Origin of the sequence: Pseudomonas sp. AOB-7 (assembly GCF_003696305.1) — a bacterium.
Taxonomy (GTDB): Bacteria; Pseudomonadota; Gammaproteobacteria; order Pseudomonadales; family Pseudomonadaceae; genus Aquipseudomonas.
In genome coordinates this window covers 128,573-141,972 of sequence record NZ_RFFK01000002.1, presented here as the reverse complement: position 1 = coordinate 141,972, position 13,400 = coordinate 128,573, and the positions used below count along the sequence as shown (strand labels likewise).

The following is a 13,400-nucleotide window of genomic DNA, read 5'->3' as shown; positions in this document are numbered from 1 at the left end:
GCATGGCGGATGTACGCATAGATGAGCTGGAACGTGGCGGCCAGCGCCTGTGGCAGGTGCGCGTCGGCCGCCGCGCGCTGACCTTTCACGAGGAGCTGGCCGCGCGCGCCTTCGCCGCGCAGTTGCACATGCGCCTCGGCTGGTTGGATCAGGCACGGAACTCCGACGACAAGGGGTCGCAACCGACATAAACGACGAGGCCCGCAAAAATGCGGGCCTCGTCCTTTTCAGCGCCTGATTCAGCGGCTGGCTTTCATCACGTCGCGCGGCACGTACTTGCCGATCTCGTACTTGCCGATGGCGGCGCGGTGCACCTCGTCCGGGCCGTCGGCCAGACGCAGGGTGCGCTGCATGGCGTACCAGTAGGCCAGCGGGAAGTCGTTGGAGACCCCGGCGCCGCCATGCATCTGGATCGCCCGGTCGATCACCCTGAGCGCCACGTTGGGCGCCACCACCTTGATCTGGGCGATTTCGCTGGCGGCGATCTTGTTGCCGACGGTGTCCATCATGTAGGCGGCGTTGAGGGTCAGCAGGCGCGCCTGGTTGATCTCCATGCGCGAGTCGGCGATATGGTCGATATTGCCGCCCAGGCGTGCCAGCGGCTTGCCGAAGGCGGTGCGGCTCACGGCGCGCTTGCACATCAGCTCCAGGGCCCGTTCGGCCATGCCGATCGAACGCATGCAGTGGTGGATGCGGCCCGGGCCGAGGCGACCCTGGGCGATCTCGAAGCCGCGCCCCTCGCCGAGCAGCACGTTCTCGTAGGGCACCCGCACGTTCTCGAACAGCACCTCGGCGTGGCCGTGCGGCGCGTCGTCGTAGCCGAACACCGGCAGCGGACGCAGCACGGTGACGCCGGGGGCGTCCATCGGCACCAGAATCATCGAATGCTGCTGGTGGCGCGGCGCGTCCGGGTTGGTCAGGCCCATGAAGATCATCACCTTGCAGCGCGGATCGCAGGCGCCGGAGGTCCACCACTTGCGGCCGTTGATCACCCACTCGTCGCCTTCGCGGCGGGCGTTGGCCTGCATATTGGTGGCGTCGGACGAGGCCACACCCGGCTCGGTCATGGCGAAGGCCGAGCGAATCTCGCCGGACAGCAGCGGCTCCAGCCACTGCCGCTTCTGCGCCTCGTTGCCGTAGCGCACCAGCACCTCCATGTTGCCGGTGTCCGGCGCGGCGCAGTTGAACGGCTCCGGGCCGATCAGCGAGCGACCCATGATCTCGGCCAGCGGCGCGTACTCGGTGTTGCTCAGGCCGGCGCCGTAGTCCGACTCGGGCAGGAACAGGTTCCACAGGCCCTCGGCCTTGGCCTTGTTCTTCAGCTCTTCCATGATCGCGGTGGGCTGCCAGCGGTCGCCCTCGGCCACCTGCCGTTCGAACACCGCTTCGGCCGGGTAGACGTGCGCTTCCATGAACGCCGTGACGCGCTCACGCAGCTGTTGAACCTTGGGGGAGTAGGCGAAATCCATGGGGGCTACCTTCTTGGCTGTGCGGTTGTGGAAAAGATGCTAGAACAGCGCCTAAGATTTATCGAACCTATTTTTAGTGTGTATGAACATTCATAACCGATATATGATCGATTGATATCGACAGCCCTGGAGCGCATCCGGCATGAACCTGACCAAGGTGGATCTGAACCTCTTCATCGTCTTCGACGCCATCTACACCGAGGCCAACCTGACCCGTGCCGGGCAGATCGTCGGCATCACCCAGCCGGCGGTGTCCAACGCCCTGGCCCGCCTGCGCGAGACCTTCAACGACCCGCTGTTCGTGCGCACCGCCCAGGGCATGGTGCCGACGCCGATGGCGCAGAACATCATCGGCCCGGTGCGCAATGCCCTGCAGCTGCTGCGTGTATCGGTGCAGGAGAGCCGCACCTTCAACCCGCAGCAGGCGAACAAGACCTACCGCATCAGCATGACCGACCTCTCCGAGCAGATTCTCCTGCCGCCGCTGTTCCAGCGCCTGCGCCGCCTGGCGCCGAACGTGTGCATCGAGAGCTTTCTGGCCAAACGCCGCGAAACCACCAAGGAGCTGGCCGCCGGGCGCCTGGACTTCGCCGTCGACGCGCCGCTCAACACCGACCCGCAGGTGCGCCACGTCAAGCTGCTCGATGACCGCTACGTCTGCGCCATGCGCCCAGGCCACCCGCTGGCCAAGGACAAGATCAGCCTCGACGAGTACCTGTCGCTGACCCACATCCATATTTCCAGCCGCCGCAGCGGTCTGGGCTACGTGGATCTGGCCCTGGGCAAGATGGGCATCCAGCGCAAGATCGCCCTGCGCTCGCAGCACTACCTGATGGCCAGCAGCGTGATGCTGCAGACCGATATGGTGATCACCGTGCCGGAGCGCTTCGCCCGCCGTCATCACCTGCATCACGTGACGCTGCCGGTCGGCGACGTGCCGGCGCTGGAAACCCATCTGTACTGGCACGAAAGCACCGATCAGGACCCGGCCAACCGCTGGATGCGCGAGCAGATGATCGAGCTGGCCCAGCAGGTCACCGCGCAGGAGAAAAAGGCCGAGCAAGCCGCTACGGCCTGAAAGCTCGCAGCTGAACGCAAGAAGGCCCGCATGTGGGGGCCTTCTCGTTGTTGCCGGATTGAATCAGCGAGCGATCTTGCCATCCACCGACAGCTTGCCGGCCCCTTCGAACACCAGCGCCACGCTGATGGCCAGCAGCGCCAGGGCGAACTCGTAACCGTTGTTGCTCATGAAGAAACCGTTGGCGAAGTGCACGGTGAAGATGGCCACCAGCATGGTCACCGCCAGCACCACCGCAGCCGGGCGTACCAGCAGACCGATGATCAGCGCCACACCGCCGAAGAACTCGGCGCTACCGGCCCCCAGCGCCATCAGGTAGCCCGGCGTCAGGCCGATGCTTTCCATCCACTGCGCCACGCCGTCCAGACCATAGCCACCAAACCAGCCGAACAGCTTCTGCGCGCCATGGGCGGCGAAGGTGATACCGGCGACGATACGCAGGATGGTGATGCCGAAGCCGGCCTGGGTGGCGGTGATGCTCTTGATCAGGTTGTTCATTACAGCGCTTCCTTCGTGTGTGGGAGTTGATGGCGCACAGAATAACCAATTAATTCGATTTAAAAACAGCAAAAAAACGCTAATTAATATCGAATTTATAGATATTTAGTTGGCCGTCAGGCGCTGTCTATGCGGTTCGAGCAAATAGCGCTCACGGTCATAAGCAAGGTAGTACTTATTCACCGCATTCACATAACTCACCACGCCCATGCCCATCTGCTCCATGGCCACCCGCTCCACCTGGAAGAACCACTGATTGGGATTGAGGCCGCGCCTGCGTGCCTCGGCGCGCAGGCTCTGCACCCGCTGCGGGCCGAGGTTGTAGCCTGCCAGGACGAAGGCCATGCGCTCGCGCTCGTTGAGCTGCGGGCTGTTGAAGAAGGTGCGGCGGATCATCGCCAGGTACTTGCTGCTGGCCAGCACATTGCCGTCCAGGCTGGCGATATTGCTCACGCCGACGGCGCGCGCCGCCGCCGGGGTGATCTGCATCAGCCCGGTGGCACCGCTGGCGCCACGCGCCGAGGGGTTGAGGGTCGACTCCTTGAATGCCAGCGCCGCCAGCAGCAGCCAGTCGAAGCCCTGGCGCTCGGCATGCTGCTGCAGCACCGGGCGCACCCGCTCCAGGCGCTGGCGCTCGGTGCGGCCGAGCGGCGAATGGACCTTGTACAGACGCCGGTAGACGCGCTGGAAGGCGGCGTCCTGGTCAGCCGGGTTCTGGTAGCCGCTGAAGAAGCGGTCGATGCTGGCGCGCAGCATCGGCGCATCCGGGCGCACGAACCAGCTCATGTCGCCGTCGCGCGCCAGCACCAGGTGCCTGTCCACCCTGAGCTTGGGCATCACCTTGGCCCAGCGCTCGGCGATCGGCAGTTCCACCGCGGTGCGCTCGAAGATGCCGGCCTGGACCATTTCCAGTACGTCCTCCACCGCCAGACTGGGGTCGACCCACTCCACCACGATCGGCGGCAGCTTGCGCGCCGCCAGTTGCTGGTTGACCTTGCGCAGCGCCTCGCCCACCGCGCTGCCGGCCGGCAGCGACAGGCTGCGCCCGGCCAGTTGTTCGAGGCTGCGGTAATGCCGGTTGCCCTGCTTCGCCACCAACACCAGCGGCACCTCGCGACGGATCGCCGCGCTGGCGCTGACGTCGCGCCCGGCACGCACGTTGAGCAGCTCGCCCGGCGCCACCAGATCGCCCTCGCCGCGCTGCAGGGCGCCGAGCAGCTGGTCCTTGGCCTTGGGGATGATCTTCAGGCGCAGGCTGCGGCCGTCGCGGGCGTTGCGGTTGAGGTACTGCTCGAAGGCGCGCAGGCGGTGGTACTCGACGCCGATGCTCTGGCCCTTGACCGAGCCCGAGCTGTTGCGGCTCTGGTTGACCAGCACGCGCAGCTCGCCGCTGCTGCGGATCGCCGGCAGGTCGCGGGCGCTGCGGGCCTGAGTGCCGACTTCCGGCGGGCCGATCAGGCGCGCGCTCGCCGGTAGCGGCAGCAGGGCCAGCAGGCACAGGATCAACAGCAATCGCGACATCGATTCTCCAGGGATGGGCGGCAGGCCGCCGGACTCAGAGCACAACCCGCGAAACAAGTTCCCAAGCTTCGCGCGGGGCGCGGAGGGTCGCACAGCTGGCGCCGGCGGCGCCAGCCCGCAACCTTGCATCAATCTTAAAAAGCGTCGCCAACTTATTGTTTCTAATTGCCTTTCTGACGAACGGAATGCTTCTGCTATGCTCCCCCTTCGCCCAGACCAGGTGGCACCATGCAACTCATCGATATCGCCGTCAATCTGACCCATCCCAGCCTCGCCGCGCAGGCCGAAGCCCTGCTCGCGCGCGCCTACGCCGCCGGCGTCTGCCAGATGCTGCTGACCGGCACCAGTCTGGCCGAAAGCGAAGCCAGCCTGACGCTGTGCCGACGGCTGGACGGCAGCGGCGAGCGGCTGTTCAGTACCGCCGGGGTGCATCCGCACGACGCCAGCAGCTGGAACGGCGCCAGCGCCGACAGGCTCAAGGCCCTGCTGGGCGAAGCCGAGGTGCGCGCAGTGGGCGAATGCGGACTGGACTTCGACCGCGATTTCTCCCCCAGACCGCTGCAGGAGAAGGCCCTGGAGCAGCAGCTGGCGCTGGCCGCCGAGCTGAATATGCCGGTGTTCCTGCATGAGCGCGAGGCCAGCCAGCGCCTGCTGGAGATACTCCGCGATTTTCGCGACCGGCTGCCGGCGGCGGTGGTGCACTGCTTCACCGGCGAGCGCCAGGCGCTCTACGCCTATCTGGATCTCGACCTGCATATCGGCATCACCGGCTGGGTCTGCGACGAGCGCCGCGGCACCCACCTGCATCCGCTGCTCAAGGACATCCCCAGCGGCCGTCTGATGCTGGAGACCGACGCGCCCTTCCTGCTGCCGCGCAGCCTGCGACCCAAGCCGAAAAACGGCCGTAACGAGCCGGCCTTCCTTGGCGAAGTGCTGCGCGAGGTGGCGCTGCACCGCGGCCAGAGCCAGGCGCAGCTGGCCGCCGAAACCACCGCCTGCGCCCGCGCCTTCTTCGCCCTGCCGCCACTGCCGGAGCGCGCCGCAGCGGAGTCTTGATCCCGGTCAACACTTGCGCTCCGGGCCTCGACGACACTGCTGGCATTTGGCCAATAGCGGCTGTCGTACGCGGACACTACAAAGCATGGGCGCCTGGATCAGCGATATTTCCCTCAAGTACAAGTTCTGGGCGGTCAACGCCGTGGCCTTCGCCACCAGCCTGCTGCTGGTGCTGTTCGCCCTGCATACCGAACAACGCGCACGTGCCGTCGATGCCCGCCAGGCCGCGGCCGAGCAGGCGCGCCTGCTGGCGCACTGGCCGGCGCAGGCGGCGCTACCGGCCCTCGCGCAGTTGCGCACGCTGCAAGATGGCGAACGCCTGCCCGGCGCCCTGGGTCAGGCCGACGCCAGCGGCTGGCAGGCGCTGGCGCACGACGCATGGCTGAGCGAATCCCCGCTGATCGGCGCGCAGCTGGTGACCCTGAGCGACGGTCGCCGCCTGGCCCTGCTGACCCGCGCGCCCGGCCTGCGCCAGCTGTTCGCCGAGCACGCACTGGCCTACGCCGGCGCCGTGGCCGGACTGATGCTGCTGCTTCTGGCCGCCTCGCAGCTGCTGATCCGCTTTTTGCTCAGCCACCTCAACACCCTCAAGGACGTGATGCTGCAGGTCGAGCGCAGCGGCGACCTGGCCCTGCGCGTGCCGCTGGAGGGCCGCGACGAGGTCGGCCAGATGGCCGCCGCCTTCAACGCCATGCAGGCCGGCTACCAGCGTGTGGTCGGCACCGTCGGCCAGGTCGCCGCCGAACTGGACAGCGGCACCCGCAGCATGGCCGAGCGCATGGGCGCGGTGCGCCAGGGCATGCTCGACCAGCAGAGCGAGACCGACCAGGCGGCCACCGCGATCAATGAGATGTCGGCCACCGTGCAGCACATCGCCGAACACGCCGGCAGCACCCGCGACCAGTCGCACAACGCCGACCAGCTGGCCCGCGAAGGCCAGGCCGCGGTCGGTCGCGTCGAGCAGTCCATCGCCGGGCTGTCGCGCGGCGTGCAGCAGAGTGCCGGCACTATCGAGCGCCTGGCCGAGGACAGCCAGCACATCAACCGAGTGGTCGGGGTAATCCACGGCATCGCCGAGCAGACCAACCTGCTGGCGCTCAACGCCGCCATCGAGGCGGCGCGTGCCGGCGATATGGGCCGCGGTTTCGCCGTGGTGGCCGACGAGGTGCGCAACCTGGCCAAGCGGGTGCAGGACTCCACCGACGAAATCACCCAGATGATCGGTAACCTGCAGGCCGGCACCCGCGACGCCGTGGAGTTCATGCGCGAGAGTTCCGACAGCGCCAACCATTGCGTGCAGCTGGCGCAGGAAGCCGGCGAGGCGCTGGCGGCGATCACCGCCGCGGTGGCGCTGATACGCGACAGCAACACCCAGATCGCCGTGGCCGCCGCCCAGCAGAGTCAGGTGGCCGAGGAGATGAGCCGTTCGGTGGTGGGCATCCGCGACGTCACCGAGCAGACCGTCGGCCAGACCCTCGACTCCGCCGCCACCAGCCAGCAACTGGCCGAGCTGGCCGGCGAGCTGAGCCAGGCGATCCGCCAGCTGCGCCTATAGCAGGCCTTTAGGTTTGAGCCTATCTGCACCATAGCCAGGGGCAATTCGCCGGGGCCCAGGCGGCCGGCCCAGACTCGCTGCATGACCCAGAGGAATGCAGCATGAGCAAACGCCGCCCCAACCTGCTGGCCTGGCAATGGCGCCACTACGCCGAGCAGCACCGGCACCCGACCAACCTGCTGCTGCACCTGCTGGCCGTGCCGCTGTTTCTGCTGTCGGCCGCGCTGTTACTGATCGGCCTGTGGCGTCTGGGCTTCGTACCCCTGGCACTGGGCACCATCGGCCTGCTGGCCGCCCTCGCCCTGCAGCGCCAGGGTCACCGCTTCGAGCAGCAGGCGCCGGAGCCCTTCGCCGGCAAGCGCGATGCGGTCAAACGCCTGCTGCTGGAACAGTGCGTGACCTTCCCGCGCTTTCTCTTCAGCGGCGCCTGGTGGCGCGCCTGGCGCCGGCGCAAGCGGCACTGATTCAGCCGAATACCGTCACCGTCTGCCGGCTGATGGCGATCAACTCGCCCGCCGGGCTCCACAGCGCTGCGGCGATATGGCCGTAGCCGTCACGGGCGTGCTCGATCTCGGCGCGGTACAGGCACCAGTGCTCGGTGCTCAGCTCCCGCAGCGGCTGGACGAACTCGATGGTCCAGGTCAGCGAACTGCCCGGCGCCGGGCTCTTCAAATGCGGCAGCACCGCCGGCGGCCAGGCATCGACCAGCGCCAGCAGATGCGCCTCGCTCAGTGCCTGCGGCTCGGTCTCGCCGCGCAGGCGTACCCAGCCGCCCATCTGCCGCGAAGGGTTGTTGGTGAAGGGCATGCCACCGATGCCCCAGCGCATGGCCAGGAAGCGGGTGAACTCGGGGGTGACGCCGCGCAGGTACGGCAGCTCCTGGCAACGCTCGGCCGGCTCGATCTGCGGTGCCGGCAGCGGCGCCACGTCGATGGCCGAGGCCCGCGCGGCGCCGAAACTGCCCTGCACCATGGTCACCACCTGGCCGTCCTGCACCGCGCGCAGGCACAGCTGGCTGACCGCCTTGCCCTCGCGCAGCACCTCGGCCTGGAAGCTCACCGGCACGTCCGCCGCCACCGGGCCGACGAAGGTGATGGCCAGCGAGCGCACCGGGCGCCCTGCCGGCACCTTGGCGCGCATGGCCTCGAAGGCCAGCGCCGCCACCAGGCCGCCGAAACTGGCGCGCCCCTGGCCCCAGAGCGACGGAATCACCAGCGCCTCGGGGTTGGTACGCACGGCCTGCAGCAATTCGGAAAAGGTCATAGCCACCTCGCAAACGATAGATGGCGTCGATCTTAGGGGATGGTGGAGGCCGAACGATAGGCCGAAAGGATGGTTATTCGGCCATAGTTCCGGCGAAAATGTCGCCTTATTTATCCAGCAGGAAGTCGCCATGCAGCGCCAGCAGCGCCTCGTCCGCGCGCCGTTCGGCTGCCGCCTGGGCCTGCAACCAGGCCGCGCGGCAGGACTGCAGGGCCTCGCTGGAATCGCTCTGCGCCAGCCATTGCAGGTGATCGTGCCAGTCGCCCAGCTCGCTCTGCGCGTGCTTCAACCGGCCCTGCGTCGCGGCGTCCAGGCCGCTATGCAGCGGATAGGCCTCGGCGGCGTAACGCACCCGCTTGATCAGCAGGCGCAGGCGGTGGCGGTCGTGCGCCGGGTCGCGCAGGGCACGCGCCAGCTGGCGCTGCTGACGGCGCAAACGGCGGCGGATGCGCTTGCCCACGCCGCGCAGCTGGCCCTCGGCTGCGGCTTGGCGCCAGTTGCCCGGCCAGGCATCGAGCAGCAGCTGCAAGTCGGCCAGCTCGCGACTGGCGGCGACGGCGGCATGTCCGGCGACCCGCCGCGCCTCGCCGGCCTGGGCCAACTCGCTCAGCCCCAGGCGACGCAGCTCGGCCGTCAGCACCTCGCGGTCGCGCAACGGCCCGCTGAGGCGCCCCAGCACGGCGGCGCCCTGCTCCAGCGCGTCCACCGCCGGCAAACCGCGCAAGGGTCGCAGCAGGCTGCGCAGCTGGCGCAGGGCGATGCGCAGATCGTGCAGGGCTTCCGCGTCGGTGGCGCCTGCCAGACGCGCCTGGCAGGCGTACAGACGCACCTGCAACGCCAGCACCCGGGCCAGAATCCGCTCGACGAACCCCTTCATACGCACGTCCCCTTACTCGGATCGGTCATTCACCACTGCCGGACCAAGGGTGGATGAAAAGAGCGTCATCCACCCCACGCGCCGTCGCAGCAGCATATTGCGCTGACGCCGGCTCGTAGGCTGTCGCGGGGCCGCCCAGGCCATGCGCACCGGGCATCCCGTCGCTCGCGGTGCGCACAGCGCACGGCGCACCCCCAGGTGATTATTGCGAGACCGCGCCCTAGCGCAACAGGCGCCAGGGCAAAGCCCTGCGCAACTCACCCAGCGCCTGGCGCAGGGCCGCCCGCGAGGGGGGCTGGCCGGCGTAGCGCTGGGCCTCGAAACAGCGGGCAAAGGCCTGGATCGCTGCGGCCTGGGCCGGGAGTTCGCGACCCGCTCGCTCGGCGAAGGCACGCGGCCCCTCGCCCGCCTGGCGCCGCACGCCGTGCCGCGCCAGCAGCTGCTCGAAGCGGCGGAAGGCCTGGCGCTGCGGGTCGCGACGCTGCTGCCAGGGCCTCAGCAACCACAGCGCCAGCAGGCCGAGCAGCAGCGTGCCGCTGCCGACCAGGGCCAGCGCCAGGCGCTGCCAGTCGAGGCTGCCAAACCAGCGCTGCAGCAGCTGCAACTGCTGCTCGCCCTGGTAGCCCAGCACCCAGCGCTGCCAGCCGTAGTTGAGGTTTTCCCAGCTCAGGCGCAACTGGTTGAGCCAGGCCAGCTCGCGGTAGCGCAGCGGCGAGAAGGGCTGGTCGTCGAGAAAACCGTCCTCCTCGGCCAGCGCCTCCTCCAGGCTCTGCTCAATGCGCTGCGGCGCCACCTGGAAGGTGGGATCGACGCTGCGCCAGCCGCGGCCTGGCTGCCAGTACTCGACCCAGGCGTGGGCATCGAACTGGCGCACCTGGATGTAGTTGCCGCCGGGGTTGAGCTCGCCGCCCTGGTAGCCGGCCACCACCCGCGCGGGAATGCCGGCGGCGCGCAGGACGAAGGTCATGGCCCCGGCGTAGTGGGCGCAGAAGCCGCGGCGGGTGTTGAACAGGAAGTCGTCGATGCTGTCCGCGCCCAGCGGCTGCGGGCGCAGGGTGTAGACGTAGGGCTCGCGGTTGAAATGCTGCAGCAGCGCGGCGACCAACGCATCGGCCTGCGGATGCTGACGCTGCAGCTCGGCGGCCCAGGCGCGGCTACGCGGATCGCCCTGCTCGGGCAGTTGCAGCGCGCGGCGCAACGCCGGCGGTTCGGCGTCCGCCTCGCGCAGTGCCTGCGGCCAGGAGCGCACCTGATAGAGCAAGGGGCGATCCACCGGGCGCCGCCGCTGCCAGCGGAAGTCGCTCATCATGCGGCTGTCGCCCTGCGCGAGCTCGCCGACGTCGAGGGCGAACAGCCAGGGCTTGCCGCTGGGCTGCATGACGATGCTGTAGTCCAGCGGCTCGCCCGCCTGGCGCCACTGCGGCGTCGCGGGCAGCTCGGCGTAGCTGGATTGCGACCAGCGCCGGCCGTCGAAGCGCTCCAGGGTCAAGGCGCGCCAGTACAGCGCGTGGCGCTCCGGTATCGGGCCGTCGAAGCTGGCGCGAAAGGCCAGCGCCGAGGAGCGGCTGAGCTCGGCGATCTCCCCCGGCTCCATGCTGTCGGACAGCCCGGTGACGCCCTTGTCGCTGGGCATCGGCAGCGACCACAGCGGGCCCATGCGCGGGAAGAACAGAAACAGCAGAACCATCAGCGGCAGCGCCTGCAGCAGCAGGCCGCCGGCCAGGCGCAGGGTCGGCCAGGGCCGCTCGGCGAAACCGCTGTGCTGCAGCCCCACCAGCGCGGCGAGCAGCGCGGTCACCGGCAGCAGGCTGTACAGCGCGGCGAGGATGCCGTCGTCGAACAGGTAGGCGGTCACCACGCAGAAGAAGCCGAGAAAGATCAGCACCAGGGCGTCGCGCCGGCTGCGCATCTCCACCAGCTTGAGGACGAAGGTGGCGATCAGCAGCACCACCGCCGCGTCCAGCCCCACCAGGGTGCCGCGCGACAGCAGCACGCCGGCCAGCACCAGCAGCATCAGACCGCCCTTGGCCCAGCCGTTGGGGTAGCGCGCGCGCATGCGGAAGATCTGCACGCGCCAGGCGGCGGCGCCCAGCCACAGGGCGACCATCCACAGCGGCAGGTGCACCAGATGCGGCAGGATCACCAGCACCTGGGCCACCAGCAGCCAGGTCAGGGCAATGCGCGGAATGCCCGGCAGTGTGCTCATGCCGGCTCACCGAACAGCGCCAGGGCGCGCAGGCAGGCGTCGCGATGGCCTTCGCCGGAGTCCGGGGCGATCACCTGCCCCGGCAGCTGCAGGCCGAACGCCTGTTGCCGCTCCGCCAGTTGCAGCACCCAGTGACAGAGCAGCGACAGGCGCAGCTCCGCATCGCCGCCCAACTGCTCGAAGTCCAGCCACAGGTCGCGCCCGCCGAGCATGGCGAACTCCTTGACCAGCAGGCCCTGGCCGCGCGAGTAGGCCTTCCAGTCCAGGCGCCGCTTGGAGTCGCCCGGCTGGTAGTCGCGCAGGCCCTGGAAATCGTCGGAGCCCTGGCCGCGGGCGCGCATGCCCTCCTCGTCCTCGGCGCCCAGGCCGGCGGCCAACGGCAGCTCGCCCGCAAGCGGCCGCGGATAGACCAGCACCGCCTGATCCAGATCGACCCAGCTCCAGGCCACCAGCAGGCCGAGGGGAAAGCGGCTCTCCACCCGCAGCCGGCCTGGGCGCAGCCAGCCGCGGCGCTGCGCCGGCAGGCTCAGCTCCAGCTCGGCCTGGCCCTGGCGCGGCACGTCGCGCGCCAGCAGCTCGGCCGGCGGCCACCCCAAGGCCACGGCCTGGTGCTCGCGCTCGCGGCTTTCCAGACGCACGCGAAAGCGCGCCTGCTCGCCGACGAACACCGCGCCGCCACCGCCGGCCTTGAGCACCAGCCCGGCCAGGTTGCGATAGGTGTGCAGGATGGCGACCACGAACACCGCCATCAGCAGGAAGGTCAGGCCGTAGGCCAGGCTGTTCTGGTAGTTGATGCCGACCAGCAGCATCAGCAGCAGGGCCAGGCCATAGGCGGCGCCGACCCGAGTGGGCAGGATGAAGATGCGCCGCTGATTGAGCCGCACGCTGGCCGCCGGCGGAATGCGCCGCGCCAGCCAGCGGCCCCACAGCGGTTTCAGCGCGGCACGCATCAGAGCGCCGGCACTTCGCGCAGCAGCCACTGCACCAGGCTGCCGCCGCCGTGGCCGGTGGGGTCGGCGCGCTCGCGCAGGCGGTGACCGACCACCGACGGCAATACCGCCTGCACGTCCTCGGGGATCACGTAGTCGCGCTCGGCCAGCAGCGCCCAGGCCCGCGCCGCGGCCAGCAGCGCCAGGCTGGCGCGCGGCGACAGGCCCCAGGCGAACTGCGGCTGGCTGCGGGTGGCCTCGACCAGGCGCAGCACGTAATCGATCAGCGCATCGCTGGCGCGCACCCTGGGCACCTCGGCCTGCAGCCGGGCCAGCTCGGCATGGTCGAGAATCGCTTGCAGCCGCGGCAGCAGCTCGCGCCGCGCGTCGCCCAGCAGCAGCGCCTTCTCCGCCGCCTGGGCCGGATAACCCAGCGACAGGCGCATGAGGAAACGGTCCAGCTGCGACTCCGGCAGGGCGAAGGTGCCGCCGCTGCTCACCGGGTTCTGCGTGGCGATGACGAAGAACGGCTCGGGCAGCGGTCGGGTGGCGCCCTCGATGGTCACCTGGCCCTCTTCCATGGCCTCGAGCAGCGCGCTCTGGCTCTTCGGCGTGGCGCGGTTGATCTCGTCGGCCAGCACCAGCTCGGCGAAGATCGGCCCGGGGTGGAAGACGAACTGGCCACTGTCCTTGTCGAACACCGAGGTGCCGAGGATGTCGCCGGGCAACAGGTCGGAGGTGAACTGGATACGCTGGAAGCTCAGCCCCAGCACCCGCGCCAGAGCATGGCTCAAGGTGGTCTTGCCCATGCCGGGCAGGTCTTCGATCAGCAGGTGACCGCGCGCCAGCAGGCAGGTCAGCGCCAGGCGCACCTGCGCCTCCTTGCCCAGCAGCACCTGATTGACCGAGTCCAGGCAGGCGTCCAGTTTGCTTCGCATCGTTGGCTCC

13 protein-coding genes are annotated in these 13,400 nt (G+C 69.0%); 5 read left to right on the top strand and 8 right to left on the bottom strand.

From position 1 onward, the window contains the following. The first annotated feature begins 2 nt into the window (after positions 1-2). Complete coding sequence (locus EA796_RS05100) at positions 3-191, top strand: hypothetical protein (RefSeq protein ID WP_122107783.1); 189 nt, start codon at positions 3-5, stop codon at positions 189-191. 48 nt (positions 192-239) lie between these two features. Here the strand turns inward: EA796_RS05100 and EA796_RS05095 are convergent, their stop codons facing one another. Continuing rightward, positions 240-1,469 carry an acyl-CoA dehydrogenase gene (locus EA796_RS05095; RefSeq protein WP_021446006.1) on the bottom strand — a complete coding sequence of 410 codons (1,230 nt, stop codon included), beginning with the start codon at positions 1,467-1,469 and terminating at the stop codon, positions 240-242. Positions 1,470-1,611: 142 nt separating this feature from the next. On the opposite strand from EA796_RS05095, the gene EA796_RS05090 reads away from it, so the two are divergent. Continuing rightward, positions 1,612-2,547, top strand: coding sequence for a LysR family transcriptional regulator (locus EA796_RS05090; protein WP_122107782.1), 936 nt, complete (start codon positions 1,612-1,614; stop codon positions 2,545-2,547). A 63-nt stretch (positions 2,548-2,610) separates the two neighbouring features. Here EA796_RS05090 and EA796_RS05085 read toward each other — a convergent pair whose 3' ends face one another. Both EA796_RS05085 and EA796_RS05080 read right to left on the bottom strand, forming a co-directional pair. Beyond that, positions 2,611-3,045, bottom strand: coding sequence for a DoxX family protein (locus EA796_RS05085; RefSeq protein WP_003240729.1), 435 nt, complete (start codon positions 3,043-3,045; stop codon positions 2,611-2,613). 105 nt (positions 3,046-3,150) lie between these two features. Then, complete coding sequence (locus tag EA796_RS05080) at positions 3,151-4,566, bottom strand: transglycosylase SLT domain-containing protein (protein ID WP_122107781.1); 1,416 nt, start codon at positions 4,564-4,566, stop codon at positions 3,151-3,153. 228 nt (positions 4,567-4,794) lie between these two features. On the opposite strand from EA796_RS05080, the gene EA796_RS05075 reads away from it, so the two are divergent. The 3 genes from EA796_RS05075 (at position 4,795) to EA796_RS05065 (ending at position 7,641) form a co-directional block, all read left to right on the top strand. Continuing rightward, positions 4,795-5,622 (top strand): TatD family hydrolase, encoded by an 828-nt coding sequence (locus tag EA796_RS05075; protein ID WP_122107780.1) that lies wholly within the window; start codon positions 4,795-4,797, stop codon positions 5,620-5,622. Positions 5,623-5,707: 85 nt separating this feature from the next. Beyond that, on the top strand, positions 5,708-7,177 hold the full coding sequence (locus EA796_RS05070) for a methyl-accepting chemotaxis protein (RefSeq protein WP_122107779.1): 1,470 nt from the start codon (positions 5,708-5,710) through the stop codon (positions 7,175-7,177). 101 nt (positions 7,178-7,278) lie between these two features. Beyond that, positions 7,279-7,641: an Mpo1-like protein gene (locus EA796_RS05065; protein ID WP_122107778.1), complete on the top strand. Its 363-nt coding sequence runs from the start codon at positions 7,279-7,281 to the stop codon at positions 7,639-7,641. Between the two features lies 1 nt (position 7,642). On the opposite strand, the gene EA796_RS05060 is transcribed toward EA796_RS05065, so the two are convergent. The 5 genes from EA796_RS05060 to EA796_RS05040 all read right to left on the bottom strand — a co-directional run bounded on the left by EA796_RS05060 (position 7,643) and on the right by EA796_RS05040 (position 13,390). Next, positions 7,643-8,440, bottom strand: coding sequence for an acyl-CoA thioesterase II (locus tag EA796_RS05060; protein WP_122107777.1), 798 nt, complete (start codon positions 8,438-8,440; stop codon positions 7,643-7,645). A 106-nt stretch (positions 8,441-8,546) separates the two neighbouring features. Next, a complete protein-coding gene (locus EA796_RS05055; RefSeq protein WP_122107776.1) occupies positions 8,547-9,317 on the bottom strand; it encodes a CHAD domain-containing protein in 771 nt (256 codons plus the stop codon). Positions 9,318-9,537: 220 nt separating this feature from the next. Next, a complete protein-coding gene (locus EA796_RS05050) occupies positions 9,538-11,523 on the bottom strand; it encodes a DUF3488 and DUF4129 domain-containing transglutaminase family protein (RefSeq protein ID WP_122107775.1) in 1,986 nt (661 codons plus the stop codon). Continuing rightward, positions 11,520-12,473 carry a DUF58 domain-containing protein gene (locus tag EA796_RS05045; RefSeq protein ID WP_122107774.1) on the bottom strand — a complete coding sequence of 318 codons (954 nt, stop codon included), beginning with the start codon at positions 12,471-12,473 and terminating at the stop codon, positions 11,520-11,522. Before EA796_RS05045 ends, EA796_RS05050 begins: the two co-directional genes overlap by 4 nt. Next, positions 12,473-13,390, bottom strand: a complete 918-nt coding sequence (locus tag EA796_RS05040; protein ID WP_122107773.1) for a MoxR family ATPase — start codon at positions 13,388-13,390, stop codon at positions 12,473-12,475. The genes EA796_RS05045 and EA796_RS05040 overlap by 1 nt, the downstream gene beginning before the upstream one ends. Between the last annotated feature and the right edge of the window lie 10 nt (positions 13,391-13,400).